This window comes from Paenibacillus sp. PCH8 (assembly GCF_002968835.1).
GTDB lineage: Bacteria > Bacillota > Bacilli > Paenibacillales > Paenibacillaceae > Paenibacillus.
Genome location: NZ_PKQK01000001.1, coordinates 717,902 through 740,384, shown reverse-complemented (window position 1 = coordinate 740,384; position 22,483 = coordinate 717,902). Strand labels below are relative to the sequence as shown.

The 22,483-nt window shown below is 44.5% G+C and carries 14 protein-coding genes and 1 pseudogene; 12 read left to right on the top strand and 3 right to left on the bottom strand.

Features of this window, described 5'->3' with window-relative positions; genetic code table 11:
* Together C0Q44_RS30700 and C0Q44_RS03165 are read left to right on the top strand one after the other, a co-directional pair.
* A complete protein-coding gene (locus tag C0Q44_RS30700; RefSeq protein ID WP_258166150.1) occupies nucleotides 1-129 on the top strand; it encodes a hypothetical protein in 129 nt (42 codons plus the stop codon).
* A 128-nt stretch (nucleotides 130-257) separates the two neighbouring features.
* The gene (locus tag C0Q44_RS03165) at nucleotides 258-884 is read left to right on the top strand and encodes a nitroreductase family protein (protein WP_105406028.1); all 627 of its coding nucleotides are present in this window, start codon (nucleotides 258-260) and stop codon (nucleotides 882-884) included.
* A 175-nt stretch (nucleotides 885-1,059) separates the two neighbouring features.
* Here C0Q44_RS03165 and C0Q44_RS03160 read toward each other — a convergent pair whose 3' ends face one another.
* Complete coding sequence (locus C0Q44_RS03160) at nucleotides 1,060-1,743, bottom strand: S-layer homology domain-containing protein (protein ID WP_105406027.1); 684 nt, start codon at nucleotides 1,741-1,743, stop codon at nucleotides 1,060-1,062.
* A 115-nt stretch (nucleotides 1,744-1,858) separates the two neighbouring features.
* Nucleotides 1,859-2,719 (bottom strand): AraC family transcriptional regulator, encoded by an 861-nt coding sequence (locus C0Q44_RS03155; RefSeq protein ID WP_181150836.1) that lies wholly within the window; start codon nucleotides 2,717-2,719, stop codon nucleotides 1,859-1,861.
* Nucleotides 2,720-2,964: 245 nt separating this feature from the next.
* Between C0Q44_RS03155 and C0Q44_RS03150 the strand changes: the two genes are divergently transcribed.
* The 7 genes and pseudogenes from C0Q44_RS03150 (at nucleotide 2,965) to C0Q44_RS03125 (ending at nucleotide 10,114) form a co-directional block, all read left to right on the top strand.
* Nucleotides 2,965-4,020, top strand: coding sequence for a lactonase family protein (locus C0Q44_RS03150; RefSeq protein WP_105406025.1), 1,056 nt, complete (start codon nucleotides 2,965-2,967; stop codon nucleotides 4,018-4,020).
* Nucleotides 4,021-4,263: 243 nt separating this feature from the next.
* On the top strand, nucleotides 4,264-6,141 hold the full coding sequence (locus C0Q44_RS03145; RefSeq protein WP_105406024.1) for a rhamnogalacturonan lyase: 1,878 nt from the start codon (nucleotides 4,264-4,266) through the stop codon (nucleotides 6,139-6,141).
* 14 nt (nucleotides 6,142-6,155) lie between these two features.
* Nucleotides 6,156-6,287: a hypothetical protein gene (locus C0Q44_RS30695; protein ID WP_258166149.1), complete on the top strand. Its 132-nt coding sequence runs from the start codon at nucleotides 6,156-6,158 to the stop codon at nucleotides 6,285-6,287.
* A gap of 289 nt (nucleotides 6,288-6,576) precedes the next feature.
* A pseudogene (locus C0Q44_RS03140) lies at nucleotides 6,577-7,655 on the top strand (sulfate ABC transporter substrate-binding protein).
* A 113-nt stretch (nucleotides 7,656-7,768) separates the two neighbouring features.
* Nucleotides 7,769-8,605 (top strand): sulfate ABC transporter permease subunit CysT, encoded by an 837-nt coding sequence (cysT, locus tag C0Q44_RS03135; protein WP_105406023.1) that lies wholly within the window; start codon nucleotides 7,769-7,771, stop codon nucleotides 8,603-8,605.
* Between the two features lie 173 nt (nucleotides 8,606-8,778).
* Nucleotides 8,779-9,666, top strand: coding sequence for a sulfate ABC transporter permease subunit CysW (cysW, locus tag C0Q44_RS03130; protein ID WP_105406022.1), 888 nt, complete (start codon nucleotides 8,779-8,781; stop codon nucleotides 9,664-9,666).
* Between the two features lie 211 nt (nucleotides 9,667-9,877).
* Nucleotides 9,878-10,114: a YezD family protein gene (locus tag C0Q44_RS03125; protein WP_105406021.1), complete on the top strand. Its 237-nt coding sequence runs from the start codon at nucleotides 9,878-9,880 to the stop codon at nucleotides 10,112-10,114.
* Nucleotides 10,115-10,490: 376 nt separating this feature from the next.
* Here C0Q44_RS03125 and C0Q44_RS03120 read toward each other — a convergent pair whose 3' ends face one another.
* Nucleotides 10,491-11,336 carry a hypothetical protein gene (locus tag C0Q44_RS03120; protein WP_105406020.1) on the bottom strand — a complete coding sequence of 282 codons (846 nt, stop codon included), beginning with the start codon at nucleotides 11,334-11,336 and terminating at the stop codon, nucleotides 10,491-10,493.
* A 304-nt stretch (nucleotides 11,337-11,640) separates the two neighbouring features.
* On the opposite strand from C0Q44_RS03120, the gene C0Q44_RS03115 reads away from it, so the two are divergent.
* The 3 genes from C0Q44_RS03115 to C0Q44_RS03105 are packed head-to-tail and all read left to right on the top strand — an operon-like array spanning nucleotide 11,641 to nucleotide 22,371.
* Nucleotides 11,641-17,298, top strand: a complete 5,658-nt coding sequence (locus C0Q44_RS03115) for a S8 family serine peptidase (protein ID WP_105406019.1) — start codon at nucleotides 11,641-11,643, stop codon at nucleotides 17,296-17,298.
* 50 nt (nucleotides 17,299-17,348) lie between these two features.
* Complete coding sequence (locus C0Q44_RS03110) at nucleotides 17,349-18,158, top strand: imm11 family protein (protein WP_105406018.1); 810 nt, start codon at nucleotides 17,349-17,351, stop codon at nucleotides 18,156-18,158.
* A 19-nt stretch (nucleotides 18,159-18,177) separates the two neighbouring features.
* The gene (locus tag C0Q44_RS03105) at nucleotides 18,178-22,371 is read left to right on the top strand and encodes an RCC1 domain-containing protein (RefSeq protein WP_181150834.1); all 4,194 of its coding nucleotides are present in this window, start codon (nucleotides 18,178-18,180) and stop codon (nucleotides 22,369-22,371) included.
* Nucleotides 22,372-22,483 lie beyond the last annotated feature (112 nt).

Sequence of the window (22,483 nt, the reverse complement as noted above, 5' to 3'; positions counted from 1 at the left end):
ATGGGTCCCATGATTGACCTTGGTTATGTCAGGCATGGTGGACAGGTTCATGATGGACTGGTTATGGCATGGGCGTATGCTCCGGTGAAGATCCAGGGATGGTTTCAGGCGATTCCGGGCATAACGTGAACACAGATGGGGAGATCGTCTGCGCTGATGTTATTTTCGGAAGGCAAGACCTTGGGGAAGTTAACTTCAAGATCGCCTTGCGAACGTAAAAGTAGAATACCCAAAACAGAAATTAGGGAGTGGAACACATGTCAGGCACTGAAAAAAATGAAACACTTCGCGTCATTAGCAAACGCCATGCTGTTAAAAAGTACGAAAAGGGTTTTGTATTGCCTGAAGCTGATCTGAACGCAATCTTGACAGCAGCTACGGAAGCACCATCTTCATGGAACCTGCAACACTGGAGATTCCTCGTGATTGAATCCGAAGCAGACAAAGCTAAATTACTGCCCATTGCTTACGGTCAAAGTCAAATTGTAGAAAGCTCCCTTACGATTGCTGTTCTTGGAGATCTGGAAGCAAACCGTAACACCGTGATCTATGACCAGGCTGTGGAAGCCGGCGCACTGACTGCTGAAATTCGTGACGCATTGGTGGGGCAGATTAATCGTGCTTACCAAAGCCCGCAAATTGCTCGCGATGAGGCGATTCGCAATGCATCCTTTGCTGCGCAAAATATCATGCTTGCTGCACGCTCCCTGGGGTATGATACTTGCCCAATCGGTGGATACAACCCGCAACAACTGATCGAAACATTCAATATCCCTGCACGTTTCTTGCCATCCATGTTGATCACGGTAGGTAAAGCGGCACAGCCAGCTCACCCGTCAGGACGCTTCTCGTTGTCCGATGTTGTGGTCAAAGGTTCTTTCTAAGCCCAAAGCGGACACTTCGATCAGTGTGATATAACTGATAATATATTCTAAAGTTCAGCCCAAACAGCCGTACTTTCCTGCTAAAGGAAGGTACGGCTGTTTGCGCTGTTTGTTTTCATAGGAAGATTTGCTTGAGGAAGACAAAGCCGCCAGTGCAGCTTCTCTGTAAATCAAATTACTTCTCAGGGGTTTCCGGGATTTGCGGTGCATGGAACGAGTCCATATACTCGATTGCGTTATACATCATAATGGCTGCTTCAGCACGGGTAATCGATTGTTTGGGATTAAAGTTGCCTTCAGCATCCAGTTCATTGATTTTGAGAACCAGGGAGCGCTGGACAGCACCTTGATACTCAGCCGTAAGCTCCTGTTCATCTGCAATGTCCACAGGTTTGATTTTGATCATGGGCAGACCGCCTTTGGCCTCAATGCCTTGCATCAGGAACAGGGTGTATTGCTCACGCGTAAGCGGTTTGGACGGATCAATATCCTGTGGCATCTTAATACCGTTATATTGGGCACGGATAAAGGCATCGCTGTACCATACGCCATCTTTTACAGCAGAGAAGTAGTCACTTGGCACTGGCATTTTGATAAAACGTATCGTATCCAGATTCAGATCCAGTCCGTCTGCAATGAGTTGGATGCCCTGAGCGGTGTTCAGCTCCAGTTCAGGTTTGAACATGCTGTCACTCACGCCTTTGATGAATCCGTCCTGATGGAGAGATTCGATTTTGTCCGCGCCTGCGATACCTTGAATGTCTGTGAATTGGGCTTGATCCGCATGGATCGGTCCTGCACTTAGAGAGAGCGTGAGCAGTGCTCCCGCGGTGAATGTCGCCAGAATGTTTTTCTTCATGTCAATGTCGCCTCACTTTTCCAAGGATAATCCCTTTATATAAAAGTTATTTGCCCCTATAGACGACCCTTCTCTTCAAAAGGTTGCTGGAATTTTCCAATGGTTTAGAAATGTTCTACCCTTTTGATGTGTTCCGGTAATCCGTGGGCGAACGTCCCATCATTTTGCTGAACAGGCGAGAGAAATAGTACGGGTCCTTGAATCCAAGCTCGGAACTGATCTGTTTCACGGTCCAGTTGGTAAAATCCAGATAACGACAGGAATGCTGGATCTTGAGTCGTAGGAAATAATCAATGGGCGAATGTCCGGTAGCTTGTTTGAACAACTGGGCGTAATGGGGGACAGACAGCCGGGCATGTGCCGCGAGTTCCTTGAGGGTAATCCCGTTCTCCAGATGTTCCAGCATATATTGCACGGATTGTTCCGCCGCACGTTTGCTGCTCACGATCCCACGATCTGTTCCTGTTGTCTCAGGTCCATAAGCAAGCATACCCAGCATATAACCGATAATCTGGGAGGGATATGTCATCGTCTGCAAGGAATAACCGGTCTCCAGTGCGCCGTAACACTCATGAAAAAGCTCAAGCCACTTTTGAGCCTTGGCCGGAGGCATGGTCGTAATATGATGGGCTAATAGGGGTTCAATGTAGGATAAAGCGTGTTCCCCGCGTAGATGAATCCAGTAGATGCTCCAGGGTTCCGCTGCATGGGCTCCATAGACATGAGGTTGATGTGCGGGTAATATGACGAGATTGCCTGGGCGAACATCATATGTCTTGCTGTCATCCACTGTATACCAGCCTGTGCCTTGGGCACAGTACATCAGAATATGTGATTCACAACCATTGGGACGATCACGATAATGATGTTCGGCCTCGTGAAAGTAACCGATATCGGTAACGTATAACCCGGACGTGACAGGATAAGCTGCGGTTTCTTGCAGTAGCGGATCTGGGAGCACAATGAGTTTTTGCATACGAAATCCGTCCGATTTACGCTGTAGAGGTGGTCTGTTGTTAGGTCTCATACTTTGTATTATGGTGAGTGAGGATAAGGGAGTCAATGACCGATATGAGAGCGCTCTCGGAATGAAGCGATATGGAAATCCATGGTACAGGAAATGAAGCAGTTGCCCGTGAATTGGGTAAGTACATAACAGTGGGAAGAAAACAGTGGGAAGAAAGAGACTATGAAATTCTAGGATAAGGGAGAGATTTAGATATGGAACCGATCACAACGCAGGAAACATTTTTCTATACAGGCACATATGCTTTAATGGATCAGCCAGGCATATTTCGATGTGCTTTGAATACGGATACAGGTGAGATGCGGGTCGTCCATGGTATGCACGGTGTGAACAATCCTTCTTATCTTGCTCTGAGCCCAGACGCAAATGGTCTGTATGTGGCAAGTGAAACAGACAAGGGAGAGGTGCTGGTGTATCGCATAGATGCGGCAACGAGTGAGTTGCACCTGATGGATCGCAAGCAGACCCGAGGTGATTCACCCTGTTATGTGTCCGTGTCCAAGGACGGACAATGGGTGTTCACATCGAACTATGGCAGCGGTAGCGTGAACGTATTCCCGGTAGGGGATCAGGGTACTTTAGGTGAAATGAGTGCATGGGTTGAGCACACCGGAAGTGGAATGAATGCTGAACGTCAGGAAGGACCTCATGCACACTCCATCCAGCCAGATCCGTCTGGACAGTATGCGGTCGTATGTGATCTTGGCCTGGACCAGATTATCGTATATCGATTGGAAGAGGGACGTCTGGTTACACATCGGGAGACGAATCAACCGCCAGGGGCTGGCCCAAGACATCTTGTTTTCCATCCCAACTCGAAGTGGGCGTATGTCATCAATGAATTGAACAACACGGTTACGGCATTCATGTATGATGAGCGCAGAGGTGAGTTCACTACATTGCAGCATATCTCTACACTTCCACAAGGGCACAAAGGGGACGGGACAGCGGCGGATATCCGGGTATCTCCATGCGGACGTTTCCTGTATGCATCCAACCGGGGAGATGACAGTATCGTTCTCTATCATATTGATCAGGAGAGTGGAGAACTGGAGGCCGTGGAGTGGACATCGACCATTGGTCAGACACCGCGTAACTTCAACTTGTTGAAGGGGGGCATTCTGGTGGTAGCGAACCAGGACAGCAACAACCTTGTAGGTTTCCATATCAGTGAAGAAGACGGACGACTGACGCATAATGGATTCAAGCTGGAATTACCTCGTCCGGTATGTATTGCGCCTGTGGTATAAATGCAATATGAAATACGATCAAGTAACTGGGATAGTACATCTAAAAAGTGGCCCGCAAGCTGTGAAATCATGGAGAAACACATGGTTTTGCAGCTTTTTTATGTACTCACCATTTAATTACTAAATTAGACCTATAGATGGAATTAAATGTTTAATTTAAAATGAATATATTAAAGCGTTTACATTAAAGATGGCGCTAGAAGGGCATCGGGCTTACCAATACAATTGGGGAGGCAATTGTTTATGGGAAATCGATCATCACTGTGGAAGCGTATATTACGTACAGCCGGGGTATCCTTGTTGAGTTCCGCGTTACTGATCACTTCGCTTGGATTGGACAACACGTCGGTAACGCATGCAGCGGGTGCAAGGCAGATGGAATTTCTGGATCGCGGTGTGGTGGCTGTAAAGATCGGGACAGGTGTGTTTGTCAGTTGGCGACTCTTGGGTACGGAAGGTTCGAATGTATCGTTTAACGTCTATCGGGATGGAACCAAGGTGAACGCATCGCCCATAACGAACAGCACCAATCTTCAGGATGCAAGCGGGACAAGCAGTTCCAAATACACGGTTCGCGCTGTAGTCAGTGGAACGGAGCAGGCTGTCTCAGCAGCGGCAAGTGTGTGGGGCAACAATTATCTCTCCGTACCACTCCATGTACCTGCTGGTGGGACAACGCCCGATGGGGTGGCTTATACTTACAGCGCCAATGATGCGAGTGCAGGGGATCTGGATGGCGATGGTCAGTATGAACTGATCGTGAAGTGGGACCCCTCTAACGCCAAGGATAACTCCCAGAGCGGTTATACCGGAGAAGTGTTTATTGATGCCTACAAATTGAATGGAACGCGCCTCTGGCGGATTAGTTTGGGCAAAAATATTCGCGCAGGTGCTCATTACACTCAGTTCATGGTATACGATCTGGACGGTGACGGCAAAGCTGAAGTCGCCATGAAAACGGCTGACGGCACCAAAGATGGCACTGGCGTAGCTATTGGTGATGCGAGCAAAGACTACCGTAATTCCAGCGGTTATGTATTATCCGGCCCCGAATTCCTGACGGTCTTCAATGGGCAGACGGGCAAGGCACTCTCCACCGTGAATTATGAACCGGCGCGTGGCAATGTCTCGGATTGGGGAGACAACTATGGCAACCGGGTGGATCGTTTTCTCGCAGCCATTGCGTATCTGGATGGGGAGCGACCGAGCCTGGTTATGGCACGTGGGTATTATACGCGGAGCGTGCTCGTAGCCTATAACTGGCGGAATGGACAGCTGACCAAGCAATGGACATTTGATTCCAATACGTCGGGCAACTCCGGTTATGCGGGTCAAGGTAATCATAATCTGAGTGTAGCTGACGTGGATGGTGATGGTAAAGACGAGATCATCTATGGCGCCATGGCGGTGGATGACAATGGAAGAGGATTGTACACCACGAGGCTGAACCATGGGGATGCAATGCATCTGAGTGATCTGGACCCTGACCGTGCCGGACTTGAAGTATTCCAGGTTCATGAGACACCATCCAATGCCGGGGTGGAGTTCCGTGATGCCCGTACAGGACAGTTAATCTGGGGTGTGAAAACAACGAAGGATATTGGCCGCGGCATGGCCGCAGATATTGATCCGAGACACAGAGGAGCTGAAGTATGGGCAGACGGTAGTCTGTATTCAGCCAAAGGACAGAAACTCGGGACAACCCTGCCTTCCTCTACGAATTTTGGCATTTGGTGGGATGGTGATCTGCTTCGTGAACTGCTGGACAGCAACCGAATCGACAAGTGGGATTATGCCAACAGCAGAACCGTGAATCTGCTCACCGCTTCGGGTGTATCTTCCAATAACGGAACGAAGTCTACGCCGAATCTACAGGCTGATCTGTTCGGAGACTGGAGAGAGGAAGTTGTATGGCGTACGAATGACAGTTCAGCGCTACGGATCTATACCACAACAGCGGTTACAGACAAACGTATCTACACGCTGATGCATGATCCGGTGTATCGTCTGGGTATCGCTTGGCAAAATGTAGCCTACAACCAACCGCCGCATACCGGTTTCTATCTGGGAGAAGGCATGAACGCACCGCCAGTGCCCAATATTCGGTATGCGGGCAGATAAGGAATAGACAAGATATGGACAAGTCATGGCAGTCCAGTTCGGTTCATGTTTGGAATAGACAGCGAATGTTGGGATTCGCTGACAGGGACAACGGACAATCGTTCGTTGTTCCTCTTTTATTTGCCAATGGTACAGAAATTCGGTAAAAAACGGAAAAAACGTTTGACAGGTATATAGACTGCCTTTATTATACGTATATAACTCACTAAACAGGTAGGAATAATACATTAACAAAAACAGAATAACGTTCTCACCGTATAGACGGAGGAACACCACAGCGCATCATTTCCGATGAAGCATACACGGCCATAGCCGGCATGACTTTATGAGAGGGAATTGCGCAGGTGTTTCTCCGTCTTCTTATTTTTTTGGTGCGGGAAACTGTTTAGCCGGCCTGAGGTAGTCATGCAGATTGATATCGGGGGAGTGTTATTCATGAAAAAGAGAGTTCACAAGGGTATTCTGGTTGGTCTGGCGCTGGTGTTAACAGGAGTACTGGCTGCATGTGGATCAGATCGTGGCGGGTCCAGTGAAGCAGGAGCATCGGGGGAGCTGAAGGTGGTACGGAAGGGGCCAAGGCCATCGAGCTGCTGAATGTGTCCTATGATCCAACGCGGGAACTTTATGAGCAATATAACCAAGCGTTTGCGGCGCATTGGCTGAAAGAGAAAGGCCAGGAAGTGACGATCAAGCAATCCCATGGGGGATCGGGTAAACAGAGTCGTTCGGTCATTGATGGTCTGGACGCGGATGTAGTCACGCTGGCATTAGGATACGATATTGATGCGATTGAAGATAAAGGTCTGATTAATGCGGACTGGCAGGATAAATATGAGCATAACAGCTCCCCGTATACATCGACTATTGTGTTCCTGGTACGCAAAGGTAATCCGAAAGGTATCCAAGACTGGGATGATCTGATCAAAGGCGATACCCAGGTCATCACACCGAACCCCAAAACGTCGGGCGGTGCACGTTGGAACTATCTGGCGGCATGGGGATATGCCCTCAAGAAAAACAACAATGACGAAGAAAAGGCCAAAGCCTTCGTGGGTGAGTTGTTCAAACACGCGCCTGTACTGGACTCGGGTGCTCGCGGATCTACGACGACGTTTGTCGAACGTGGCATTGGTGATGTGCTACTTGCCTGGGAGAATGAAGCGTTCCTCTCTGTGAAAGAATTGGGCCCGGACAAATTCGATATTGTCGTGCCTTCCGTCAGTATTCTGGCTGAACCGCCTGTTGCGATCGTGGACAAAAATGCGGACAAAAAAGGAACCCGTGATGTAGCCGACGCCTATCTGAAATATTTGTACAGCGAAGAAGGGCAGACGATTGCTGCAGAGAATTATTACCGACCAACGCTGGATAGCGTGAAGGAGAAATTCAAGGATCAGTTTCCGGCTATTGAGCTGTTTACGCTAAAAGACGTATTCGGGACATGGCGGGATACTCAGACCAAACACTTTAATGACGGTGGAATCTTTGACCAGATCTATGTCCCAGGTAGCTGATGCTGTTTCTGCTCTGCTTGGGTGGTCACCCATCTGTTCCATTGAACAACCGATTAATTGCGCTGTAAGCGGCTAACCAGTCTACCGACTGAAGGCAGAGAGGATGAACGTGCATGAGCAAGGCAATGGTGGCCCGCAGACGTACATTGCCGGGATTTGGATTAACGATGGGGTACAGTGTGTTCTACCTGAGTCTGGTTGTGCTTATTCCACTCGCTGCACTGTTGTTTAACTCTACCGGATTGACATGGGCAACCCTGATTGAGGTGGCGACCAATCCGAGGGTGCTGGCTTCCTTTCAAGTCAGCTTCCTGACCGCAGGTGCAGCGGCCCTGATTGATCTCGTGCTGGGGCTACTCCTGGCTTGGGTGCTTGTTCGATACGAGTTCCCCGGCAAAAGGTTGTTTGACGCGGTCATTGATCTGCCCTTTGCTTTACCAACAGCTGTAGCGGGGGTTGCCCTTACGGCGATCTATGCCGGTAATGGCTGGATTGGACAGTGGGTAGAACCTCTGGGTATCAAGCTTGCTTATTCGCAGGCCGGGATTACACTGGCGCTCATGTTCATCGGCATCCCGTTCGTGGTTCGAACGGTGCAGCCTGTTCTGCAAGAGCTGGAGGCGGAAGTCGAAGAAGCTGCTGCAACGTTGGGAGCAGGAAGATGGCGAATATTCCGTACCATTCTGCTGCCGGACCTGATTCCGCCGCTGTTAACTGGGTTCGCTCTGGCTTTTGCCCGAGGGATCGGTGAATATGGCTCGGTTGTGTTTATCTCAGGCAATATGCCGATGAAAACGGAGATTGCGCCCCTGCTGATCATGGCGAAGCTGGAGCAGTTCGATTATGCAGGCGCTACGGCGGTCGCATTGCTTCTGCTTCTGGTTTCGTTCATCCTGTTGCTGATCATTAATTCACTGCAACGCTGGAGTCGAAAGGCGGGCAGGGCGTAACGATTCCATTGTGAATCACTGTAAACGTGTGGAATCCCTCCGTTCCGTCGTGCGGGATACCAAGTCTTGGTGACCCGGACGGAATACTCTTCCACTCAGCAGCTCAAAATACTGGGCGTCTCGAATCGGTCGTAAACTGATCGCACTTACCCAAACCGAAGGAGGTGTAGCGTATGGCGGGTTCTGTTCCGCTGAATTCTGTTCCACCCGTCCGAACTGGCCCCGGAACGAACCGTGCAACGACGGAAGCTCCATGGGTCAAATGGTTGTTGATTGGACTCGCAAGCCTGGTGTTGTTGTGGTTACTTATTTTACCGTTGGTGATCGTGCTTATGGAGGCATTGAAGCAGGGCTGGGGTGTCTATATTGCCGCTCTGACCGAACCGGATGCGATGTCTGCATTGAAACTCACACTATTGGTGGCTGCGATAACGGTGCCACTTAATACGATATTTGGAGTGGCCGCTGCCTGGGTCATTACCAAATTCCAGTTCAAAGGCAAGGGCTTGATGATCACACTGATTGATCTTCCCTTCTCCATCTCGCCTGTCGTGGGCGGGTTGATCTTTGTATTGATCTTTGGTTCGAATGGATGGTTTGGCCCTTGGCTGGCAGAACATGAGTTCAAAATCATATTTGCACTGCCTGGAATCGTCATTGCAACGTTGTTTATTACGTTCCCCTTCGTAGCGAGGGAACTTATCCCGCTAATGGAGGATCAGGGAACCCGAGAGGAAGAAGCGGCCGTTACACTTGGAGCTTCCGGGTGGCGCATCTTCTGGAATGTTACCTTGCCCAACATCAAATGGGGACTATTGTACGGTATTATTCTGTGTAATGCTCGTGCCATGGGGGAGTTTGGAGCGGTATCTGTCGTGTCTGGACATATTCGAGGGGAGACGAACACGCTGCCATTGCATGTTGAGATTCTGTATAACGAATATCAATTCTCGGCTTCGTTTGCCGTGGCTTCGCTGCTCCTGTTTCTGGCATTAACGACCTTACTAATTAAGAGCTGGCTTGGAGATAGAACCATGTTGGAGAAAGGGGGAAAAGCTTGAATAACCTGAACCACTACCCAGGGAAGGGTCCTTTTTTGGAGATCGGAAAATTTCCTTGAAGCTTGTTGGAAATAGCGATTGACAGCTACTGGAAGCCCTGCTAATGTATAAACCAAGTATATAGGTTGGATAAGAATGATTTATAAATCAGTTGCATGACAGCGCACGTAGGAATATGGCGGGCAGTAGCCCGAGAAGAGGAGGCGGCTCTATGGCTAAGCCGTTAAAAGTGGATGAGGTATGGTTGGACCGAATTGCCGGACAGCTGAATGACATGGAGTTTGGTTCATTGCACATCGTGGTACACGAAGGGCAGATTGTACAGATGGAGCGGACCGAACGCAAGCGTTTTGAAAACACGCCCTCAGGCACCTCCAAATCCGGCAGCACTGCACGAAGCAGTTCAACCCGTTCACTGCGCGGATCGAATGCGAGCGCGAAAGGATAGAGTCAGGTAGATGAGGGCCATGGGAGAAACGTTTCTTAGTACGAGGTGGATTCATTCCATTCATTTAGGGTGTCGCGTTCTTCCGAATGACTCGACCATAAGACGGTTATCTAAACTTAAAGCGGTTATTCAAAAAAGCCAACCAGTAATTCTGGCTGACCTAATTATATGAAAAGGCTATTCTTCTGAAAAGGCTGTGCTTCAAGTCATGACAATGGCTTGGGACAGCCTTTTTTTTGTGCGCTCAGGATTGCTGTGCAATGGTTCCCACCTTTGGAGTGAACGCTATTAGCCCCAGAATCGACTTTTCGGGTAGTGTCCCTGACCTGCGGGGTGTAGGGTAACTGCTGCATTCCTCACTCAAGGGTTCATTCGCTTAGCTCTCGTTACTGCCGCGTATATTCTCATCCATCTCGGTGTGCCCCGCATAAGGACGATCACTTCGAGAAGGACTTCCCGTAAGCGCAAAACCCGAGGTGAACAAAATTAGCTGTAATCCAAGGGCATATGGAGCTGCCATAAGTCCAATGAGATGGAGCAAGGAGCACAGCGCAATGACCAAGGAGAGCGTTTTGATTATCGTACCCGGAGGACTCTGACGTGGACTGACCCAGAGCAGATAACCATAGATAATGGTGATCATCAGGGAAACCGCGCGAACCCACGGCAAGACACTTGTCCAGGAGTCTAACGAAACGTCCAACATCCGCTGACGGAACAACAGATCTGAGATTAGAATTATCATGGCAACTACGGCCGCTGGTTCAGCTACGGGACGAAGAACCTTCCAGATCGTTCTTCCCCAATGCACTGCCTGATTATCTCGGGTGAGTTCATCCGATAACGCTGTACACTCTCGTTCCAGTGCTTTGTGCATCAGCGCGAGTCTGGCAGGATCATGTTCCTTAATGCAGTCACGGACCTGTTCCTGAAGCTGAGGAGAGAGGCAGGGTGCGGCTTTGCAGGCCAACATGGAAATTAACAGTTCATTATGTTCATGTTCCGAGCATTCATATTTTCGAGTTTCCCGGATGCTAAGTTGTCCCAGGAGGGCTGTGCATATGTATAATGTATCTCGTATCCTTCGCATTCGCCTTTCGTGGCTGCGGCGAACTTCCGTGGCAGACCATATGTATATCCCCAGAAGCACAGCCATGATGCCGAGCAGAACAGCCTCCGTGCCTGAGCGCGAGGTTAAATCATCCAACCAACGTTGCAACACACTTGTTCCTCCTTTGCACCAGCTTGACGTATCTTGAAACACGCTTCACGTAAGCTTTCTCTCACTATTACACAGGAAGTAGATGAATTCAAGCAGAAAGGGGCACAAAGTCAAATCAAAGATTCATAAGATATTTACGCAGGCTTATCCAAAATATTCTCACAATTTCGTTATTTTCGACGATTAATTACAAATATCGACAAATTATGCGATTGATTTAATTGATTACAATATCTATCATTAATGAGGTTGCTAAGTTGTTGTATAAATGTGGTAGTAAAAGTCGGATTAGGAGGAATATTGTTTGAGAAGTCTAAAACGTGTATTTTTATTAGTTTTAACATTTTCAATTCTGCTTGGAAATTTTGAAGTTGCAATAGGTTTTGCTGCTTCAGGAGGTGGTAATGGGAACACTTCAATTCCAGTAACTACGCAGAACTCGCAAGAAGACACATCAACTGACCCCGAAGTGGGTTCTGTACCGATTGAGGAAGTCGATAGTGATATAACCAATGAGGGGGAAATACCAGAGAAGGAGGAAGAAGAAGTTGTTGAAGAAACTATCCCACTGCCTAAAGAACCAATTCAAGTAGATTCTCCAAAGAATGATGTTAGCGATGTTTTAAACAATATTAGCGTTATTGGAGATGTACATAATAATAAGCCTCGTTCCAAATTTTTGGTTCGGCTGAAAAAGGAATACTCGGTTCAGCTTCCTTCAGTAACTGAAAGCATTTATAGAGGGTCGGCAGACCAGAAAAGTATGAAAATTCAAGGCTTAATGTCAGAAGAACCGACTAGCTCGACTGGTGACATCGAGTACAAACTTGATCTATATAATGTGAAAAGTTTGGAAAGTGTAAATTCTTTATCTATGGAGCTGAATACTGAAGAAGTTAATCTTCTGTTGTCTGATCCTAAGATAGAATCAATAGAAGAGGACAAACCGATTGAGATTGCAGCTGACAATGTAACAGAAGTAGAAGATAAATCAGTAAAAGAGAGTGCGCAAACCATCCCTTGGGGAATTCATTCAACAGGTGCGTACATGCTTCAGTCCAAAAAGGGTACTGGTGATCGTGTTGTTAAGGTGGCAGTATTTGACACAGGAGCTGTTGATCATCAAGATCTAAATATTGCTGGAGGCGTAAGTTTTGATGAATCATCGACCAGCTATACAGATGACAAAGGGCACGGTACACATATAGCAGGCACGATTGCAGCAATTGACAATGGAATCGGAGTAGTGGGTATCTCTCCATCCACAGAGCTATATGCAGTTAAAGTGATTGATGGTACAGGTAATGGTTACACAAGTTCGGTCATTCAGGGTATAGAGTGGGCGATCAATAACAACATTAATATTATCAACATGAGTTTTGTATCGTCCCAATATAGCGAAGCTTTACATGAAGAAATTTTGAGAGCGAAGGAAGCCGGAATCATTATTGTGGCTGCAGCGGGTAACAGCGGTTTAGGAGAAGATACAATTAAATATCCTGCCAAGTATCCTGAAGTGGTTGCAGTAGGTGCTGTTGATTATTCCTATCACAGAGCCGACTTCTCAAGCACTGGTAGTGAACTGGACTTGGTTGCTCCCGGCTTTGGCATTATTAGTACCACGATGGATGGTGCATACGGAGTTTCTTCAGGGACCTCCAACGCAGCTGCACATGTGACTGGTGCCGCATCCTTGTTATGGAGCCATAATCCTTCTTGGACTGGTGAGGAAGTTGTTCAAAGGATATATGAAACAGTTACACCTTTAGAAGATACTCATGAAACTGGCCGCGGACTTGTCAATGTGGCTAAAGCAGCCAATGTCATTGAAGGTTCAATTGCACCCCTCTCAGAAGAAAACTTATCTGGACTGAATACGGTGATCCCAGTTGAGCCGGAAGGTGAGATTACAACAGCTTCATATGATCTGAAAAATAACGGCGCTACAATCGAGCCTGGGAAAACAGTTACCGTTTCGCTTAAGCTAGAGGGTGATCAGAATGGGAATAACCCTCATAGCAAAATTATTGTTGAGGTATCTGCTGCTTCTAATCCAAATAACATTATTGCATCACAAACCATATCCAATCCAGGCTTAAATGTAGACATACCTTACACTTGGCGTACGTCTACTTCAACTCCAACCGGAACATACTATATCAAGTATCGTTATCCAGGTGTAACTTCAGGTAAGTTCGATGACACATTTATCATTAATGTTGCACAACAAGGATCAGGGCAAGATACGTATGAACCCAATAATACAATTCTTACAGCAAAAAATGTTAATCCAGGAAATAGCTATATTTCATATATTTCTTCCAGTAGTGATATTGACTATTACAAATTGACAGCTGATAAGGATGGACAAATCTCAATAACATTAGATATACCTTCTTCTGTAGACTACGAAATGGATATCTATAATGAGTCGGGGATTCAGGTAGGTGAATCTTCTAATGGAACTGGCATCACTGAACATATTGATTTTGAAGTGACGGCTACCAAATCATATTACATTAAAATTACTGGTTTCAGTGGTCAGTTCAGTACATCGCCATATACACTTACGCTAAGCAATATAACAGCACAAGCATTCAAAGCGCCGACAGGGCTTGAGGCAGTGCCTTATGCAACAAGTATTAAACTCTCTTGGAACACCATGCCAGATGCCACATCTTATGTAGTAAGACTGGATGGAAAAGAAGTAGGAACAGTCAATACATCTTCATATACTTTCAGCAGTCTTGAGCCCTTAAAAGCGTATAAACTTGAAGTGGCAGCGGTATATGCTGGAGGCAAAAGCTCATTTGCTTCAATTCAGTCATCAACAACTATTCCCGAACTATTCGTAGCAAAGCCGGAAGATATAGATCAGCCTGCGGGCAGAGATCAAGTATATAGTTTTAGACCAGCTACAACAGGGGTATATCGTATCCGCACTAGTGCATACCAAGGATCAGGTCCTGATGTTGATACAGAGTTGTCTATTTATTCAAGCCTCCAGCTTACCAAGCAAATGGCTTCTAATGATGATGCTAATGATTCGGTATTTTCAGAAATTACAATCAGTCTTGTTGGTGGGCAGACTTATTATGTGAAAGTAAATGGTTTTGATACGACACCGTTACGTACAAGAATAACAGCAGATGTTGTTAGTTCAAGTATCCCTTATATCTATCTAAACCAACCTCAAGATATTAATGAACAAGCCGGTAATAGCAATGTGTATGTATTTATCCCTGCGAGTAACGGAAAATTCAGAATTGCTACAAGCAGATATAATGGCAGTGCGAGTTCCAAAAATAATGATACAGAATTAAATGTGTTCTCCGATGCAGATATGCTGACACCGATTACTAACGGATATAATGATGACAAAGGAGAGTCTGTCTATTCAGAAGTTATTGTTAATCTAAGTGCTGGAACACCGTATTACGTTCGTGTAAATGAAGCAAATAAAAGAAAGGTATTTGCCAGACTTCAGATTACTGCTGCAGGTCAGACAGGGTTTGATTCTTTAAAACTAGGTGAAGCAGTAAGTCTATCCAAACCAAGTGGCGAGGAAGCATACCTTCAATTTACTCCGTCCACAACGGGCAAATATCGTTTCTTCACATCATACTACCCTGGTAGTAATGAAGTGAATGATACACATCTTGCATTATATAGTGATCCAGAAATGGAACGACTCCTGGATTCCAACGATGATGTGAAAGGATACAGGCCTTATGGAGATTTATTCTCCAAACTGGAAGTGAGTCTGAATGCAGGTACTACCTATTACTTGGCTGTAAGCAACTTTGGTTCTGCACAAGGATTACGTGCACAGCTGACTGTAGAGAGTATGGCACATAATACAAGAGAAACAGCGCAGGTTGTTCCATTTGGTGAAGTTATCACCCAGGATCAATCCGGCAATGCCTTGTCCATCTCTTCTCTTTATGATGTGGATTACTACAAAATTGTGTTGAGTAATCCTGAGCAACTAAGTATTGTACTGTCCGAAGGTGAAGGCATTCTGGAGGATGAGCGTGGCTTTACTTTGAGTGTTTCCAATTCCGAGTCCATGCAAGTAGTGGATCTGTATCCTGGAACATACTACCTTAAGGTAACGTCCGGACAATTCAAAAACACGTTTAAGTCATATATCTATGATTTGGCTGTTGATATTAACAGAGTGGAGTACCAGAACTGGCCTGAAGAAGAAGAAGAAGAAGTTGTAACGACGATGCGCACAATGGCTAAGGCGAGTGCCAGAGCCAGAAATGATGAGTCGTTAGATGCAACTCCGGGAGCAAAAGATAACTCAGCTACAATATACTATCGCGTGAAGACTCCAAATCAAAAACTGTATTTTGAAGTTAGAACGAAAAGCGATGCTCAACTTGTTTATGCCGGATTTAAAGAAGGTAATTTTAAAAAAGGTGATGAAGTTCCAATCGTTTGGAATGGTCAAGTAGAAACATTTAACAAGAATAAAGCACTATTCTCAAGATATGCAAAAATTAAAGGAAAAGATACGTATTGGGCCAAAGATGGGTCATACGATATTATTATTCACAGGTACAATGATAAGGATCGAAACCGTAAAGATACACAGATGGCAACGGTTGTTGTCTCTAATGATCCTTCACTCAAATTGAATAGAGTGCCGCTCCCTCCAAGGAAATATGAAATGAATAAAAAGCTTATCAAGGCTGGAGAGCAGGATCTATGTACGGAATGTAAAGTTTATTTCAATAGGTATGTTTATAAACCAACAATCAGTCATAATGACCTCCAATATAATGCCTGGTTTACTAAAATATATGGCAAAACAGGGATGCAACAATTCTGGGAAGGGTCAGCAAATCTTGTGCTATGTAAAGATCTTAAAGGGTCAGAATTAGTACATTGCACTATCGAAAATGTTGGAATGATTCCTATATTGGGCGAACCATTTGATGGGATTAATGGAGTAATCTATTTGATAGAAGGCAATATAGCCGACGCGTTATGGTCCGCAGGGGCAATTATTCCAATTGCAGGGAATGGAATAACAGGATTCAAGACTGTTAAGAGGGTATACAACAATACTTGTGGTTGTATGCCAGAAGGGACCTTAATCAAGACTATGAATGGTGAAATTCCTATTGAGAAAATTAAAATAGGAGATCTTGTTCTTGCTAAGGATACTGAAAAAGGCATACAGTCTTACAAACCTGTAGAGCAGCTGTTTAATACAACGGCAGAGGAAATTTTCACACTGCAGATTGGTAAAACAAGTCTTAGGTCAACGGGAGATCATCCATTCTGGATAAAAAATCGTGGTTGGGTACCAGTGGATGAGTTAGCTGTCGGTGATCATGTTGAACTCCAAGATGGTTCCTTGGAAAAAATTAGTTCTATTGAAATTAAGTATGAGTCTGTAAAAGTTTATAATTTTACAGTTAGTGACTTCCACACCTACTATGTTTCTGAAGCAGGAATTCTAACACACAATCTTCAAAAGGAATGTGATATCAGCAATTATATAAACCTAAAGACCAAAACTACTGGAGAGAAGGGAAGTAGCAATGGTGATAAGCTGGCTAAGGAGATTGAGAAATCCACTGGTATGAAGAGACCTAAGGACTGGGATGCGCATCATATAGTGCCGGTAGGTTGCACAAAGGCTCCCTGTGTGAAGTTGCAAAAGATATTCGAAGATTTAGACATAGATCTTAACTCTTCTGCCAATGGAGTGTATTTGCCTAAAGACAAAGGAAAAGCAACTACAGTTATTGATGGAACATCAATGGCGACACATAACGGAGGACATGCAACTAGCTATTATGAATTCGTACTGGAAAGAATTCAACCAGTAAAAAATAACAAAAAGAAAGTGGAAGAACAACTTGAATGGATACGTGGAGAACTTATGTCAAAAAGATTAAGAATAGGGAACCTTGGTAAAAACGGGGAGTCTTATGTACCATAAGTTAAAGGATGAATTATAAAATATAATTCAAATGAAGAGGATGTGATTCTATGAAGGTATACGAATTAAGAAATAACGATAGCAGTATGGATCTTAATACTATTGATTGGGAACATGAACTGGTTTCTGATTTTAATGGAGATACTAAAAGTGGAATTTGGACCCCCGCAAAAGTTAAAACATTGTACAAAAAGAAATATAATGATTTTCCTAGGTTATTAATAGGAATAACAATTATGAAAGAGACTGTAAAAGAAATATTTGAAGCCTTTATCTCCAGAGAGGCAGAATTTTTACCTTTAATTCATGATGACTTAGAGTTGTATGTTGTTAATGTTACAAATGTCCTTGATTGTGTGGATTGGACTCGTTCTGATGTAAGAACATTTAGTGACGGAGAGTGGGCAGATTTTAATAAATTGGTGTTTGATTTCTCCAAAATACCTGATGATACGTATATGTTCAAAATAAAAGAAACTGCTACTGTAAAGGTTTTCGTTACGGATTTGTTTAAAAAAGTTGTCGATGAACATAAATTCAAGGGCTTAAACTTCTCCGTAGTTTATGACTCTGAATTTACCCAAGAGAAGGAAGAAGAGCAGCAGCGACTATATGATGCTGCGCTCGAAGAGATCGAACGAAACAAAGGCCAAGAGTATACCTATGACGCTGCACGTGAACTTGTAGATCAGGGAGAAGCAATGGCTAGCGGTCCGTGGAAGATGCAATTGAATCAGCATGGACAATTCTTGCAAGGTGAGTTGCTGAAAGATTTATCGTATCAATGGATGATTCCAGCTTATATTCCACCAGTGTTACTGTTAAAGTCATGGCATAAGGTTAAGAAATCAGAAATTTAAATTGTTTTGGAGGATGAACATGAGAGGCTTGAGACGTAATATTGCTGCTACAATAGCATTGGTCATGATTATATCCTTGCTCTCTCCCCTTTTTGGGGGAGTAGGCATTTCATATGCAGCGGATATACCAGGGGCCCCCATTACTACACATAATATTAAAGGGAATAAAAGCAGTAATGGTATCTACTATGGTGCCGTTGAATTGGAATTGATTGCTCAGGATACAGGTTCAGGCGTATCTATAACTAGATTCAGCTTAAATGATGGAGATACATGGTCTACCTATACTCAACCAATTCTTTTTTCAGATAAGAAAGTATATAACATCATCTATCAATCGGTTAGTAACAATAGCCGAGTGGAGACACCTAAAGAGTTGAGGTTTACAATTAAAAAAGATACAAACCCTCCTGAAACTACGATTCAAGTTACAGGAACGCAAGGACAGAACTCATACTACCTAAGCCCTGTTACGATGAGTCTTCAAGGTACAGATACTCAATCAGCAGTTGATTATACTGAATACAGCCTGGATGGTGGGCTGACTTGGGCCAGATATACAACTCCAATTACGGCAATAGAGGAGCAGAGTGCTATATATTATCGTTCCCGCGATCTTGACGGTAATTTAGAGAAAACCAAAAAAAGTAAGATCAGTATTGATACAACCGCACCAACTCCTCCTAATTTTAGTTATAAACCTGAAGAATGGAGTAATTCTACATATTTGGTCACCATCTATAATGGCTCAGATGAACAAAGTGGAGTCATGAAATCTCAGTACCGATTGGATCAGGGAGGAACTTGGACTGATTATACAGTTCCTTTTGATGTAAGCGGTGAAAAGTTTAGAACGGTCTACGTTCGCACTCTTGATAATGCCGGTAATATAAGTGAAGTAGATGAATTCACTTTGCAATTTGATAAAACACCTCCATCTGTGCCTAAAATTTATTTGCAGTATGAAGATTGGAGAAGTCACGAAATCTACGTGGAAATTGATGAAGGTACAGACGAAGATAGTAAGGTAAAGGGGTACGAATACAGAGTAGGTTCCAGTTTGGAGTGGAAGGAATACATTAATTCATTCCCTGTTCAGGAAGAAGGGATCACCAAAGTTTATGCTCGCACACTAGATAAAGCGGGAAATGTAAGTGCAACAGTGGAAGCAGAGGTGAAGATTGACCTTACTCCGCCTGCTGCACCTGAGAACTTGTTCAAAGTAAGTCAGTTGGGGTCAACCGCGGTAATACGCTGGTCTCCTGCAAAAGATACTTTGTCAGGCATAAAGGGATATGAAATTTACAATGGCGATACACTTCTGGGTGAGACTACAGATACCAAGTTCACGATTACCAATCTCACACTTAATGAAATGCAGTCTATCTCAATCGTAGCGATAGATAAAGCTGAGAATTATTCAGAAAACAGCAAGCCTCTTATTTTCTTTACGAATAATTTGGCTGTCTCGGCCTATAGAGACCATACCTTTACGTGGAATCAGCAAGGTCAAGTCTGGGGTTGGGGGCTTAACAGCAACTACCAGTTAGGCGACGGAACTACAGCCAACCGTACAAGTGCTACCAGAATATCGACTCTGGACGGTTTTTCAATGGTCTCTACTGGTTTAAAACAGAATATTGGACTCCGTCCAGATGGAACTGTGTGGACTTGGGGGGCTAATGACTATACTGATCAACGTCTTCCCCTTACAAGAGTTCCAGGATTAGAGAAAGTGGTGTCCATCTCGGCAGGCCTTCAACATTACATGGCACTTAAGGAAGACGGAACCATCTGGACATGGGGACATAACGGCTTAGGTCAACTCGGAGTCGGTGGTAAGTTACCTTATAATAGTCTTGAACCAGTTCAGGTTGTAGGTTTAACTGATGTCGTTGCGATCAATGGAAGTTATTATAACAGTATGGCTTTGAAAGAGGACGGAACTGTCTGGATATGGGGAGATGGAAGTCGAGCGATTGGTTACAAGTCCTCAACTAGTACAATTCACTACTCTCCAATTCAAATAGCAGGTCTATCAAACATTGTTCAAATTGATATGTTTAATTTACATGGACTTGCTCTTGGAAGCGATGGAACTGTCTGGAGCTGGGGAATGAATGACTCTGGTCAATTAGGTCTGGGAGATTTTATTGATCACCCAACTCCAACTCAAATACCGAATCTGAATAACGTCATCAAACTCGCTGCAGGTTACTCGCATAGTATGGCCTTAACGAATAATGGGGAAGTTTGGACGTGGGGTAATAACTACTATGGAGAAGTTGGAGACGGAACAACTATTCAGAAGCGTCCATCTCCTGTAAAAGCAGCCCACTTAAAAGGGGCTACAGATATTGAGGCTGGTGAAATGTATGGCTTCGCTCTCAAGAAAAATGGTTCTTTATGGGCATGGGGATTTAATATGTATGGGCAATTAGGGAATGGGACAACTACGAAGCAACCTACACGTGTATTAGTGAATGGAATCAATTATCCAGTGGATAAGGTTGCTCCGACTGCCCCTGAACAACTTAGAATTGCAGGTAAGACCTCTTCTACGGCAGTAATGTACTGGGATGAATCAGAAGATAACCACGCAGTAAAAGAATATCTGGTATATTCAGGTTCAACTTTGTTTAGTACACTGCCAGTAGACGGTAAATCTTTGGAATCCATTATTAATTATACTGCCACCGGCTTAGCCTCTGGTCAGACATATACCTTTACCGTTAAGGCTAAAGATTATCAAGGCAATATTTCTACTTCAAGTAATAGTGTAACTGTTACTACCGAGCAGTCTTTTACTAGACAGATGTCGGGAGGACAAAGTCATTCACTCGCACTTAAAAGTGATGGATCTGTATGGGCATGGGGATATAATCAAATGGGGCAGTTAGGTGTTAAGGGCGCATATCTTACCAAAACACCGATTCAAATTCCCACCCTGAATTCTATTACCTCAATTACATCTGGACCAGACTACAATTTAGCACTTAAAAGTGATGGTACAGTTTGGGCATGGGGAAGTAATATGAATGGTCAATTAGCGAATACAAATTCAAGGCAGCAGGATATTCCTATGAAAATAGAAGGTCTAGACTCTGTCATAGCTATCGATGCCGGAACAAGTCATGCTTTGGCGCTGAAAAAAGATGGTACAGTTTGGGCATGGGGGAGTAACTACTATGGTGATCTGGGACTAGGACATAATAATAGTCAATATGCTCCGACTAAAATTCCAACATTATCAGGCGTTAAATCAATTAGTGCAGGTGCTTTCTTCAGTTTTGCGATTAAATCGGATGGTACAGTCTGGGCATGGGGAGCTAATGGTTTCGGCCAACTCGGAGATGGGACAAAAGCTCAAAAGAATGTTCCAATCAGAATTGCAGGATTAACAGGAGTAGAAAGTATCTCCTTAGGTTTCTACCATGGACTTGCATTAAAGCAGGACGGCACTGTCTGGGCATGGGGGTACAATTATAATGGTCAGTTAGGTGATGGTACCAATACTGAGCGGCTAACTCCAGTTAGAATAAACAGTTTATCTGGTATTAGCCAAATCTCAACAGGTAACTTTAATAGTTTGGCCAGAACTTCAACTGCAGTGTATAGCTGGGGATCAAATAATGCCGGAGAGTTAGGTACAGGAGGATACTATGCTACAAATTCACCAGGTAAGGTTGCTTCTATAACTTCTGTACAGAGCATTGCCGCTGGAACAAGTCATGGTATGGCTTTGTCCAATAATAACTTGTTGGCATGGGGGTCAAACAGCGATGGGCAATTGGGCAACGGTTTAACTACTAATTCATATATTCCAGTTAATGTTACGGGAATGTCTACGGCTAAGGCAGCAGTTTCCTCGAAGGCAACGGCAGCACCAAAAGCCCAATCTAAGAATAAAACTCCTGAAGAACAGGAAATGCTTACTAAAGTAGTCCCAACTGATTTTATTGCTCCTACAGCTCCTGAAAATGTAAATGTAATTCAAAAGAGCGGTAAGCTTGTATTGGATTGGGAACCATCGACAGATGATGTAGCTGTGAAGGAATATTGGATATATTTGAACGATGAGTTGATATTAAAGACACAATCGTATACTAATGTTGAAATACAAGAAATAGCTAATGGACTAGTTAATATAAAAATTAAAGGTGTCGACGAGGCAGGTAATATTTCAGTAGCTAGCGCCCCCGTAACACCATAATATTTTAGTTCTTAAAGTCTCCTGAGTCGTCAAATCTCAGGAGACTTTTTGATATACTAAAGAGATTAGGTAGCTAAGAGCTAATTAAAACATGTAATTTTTTTATAAGTAT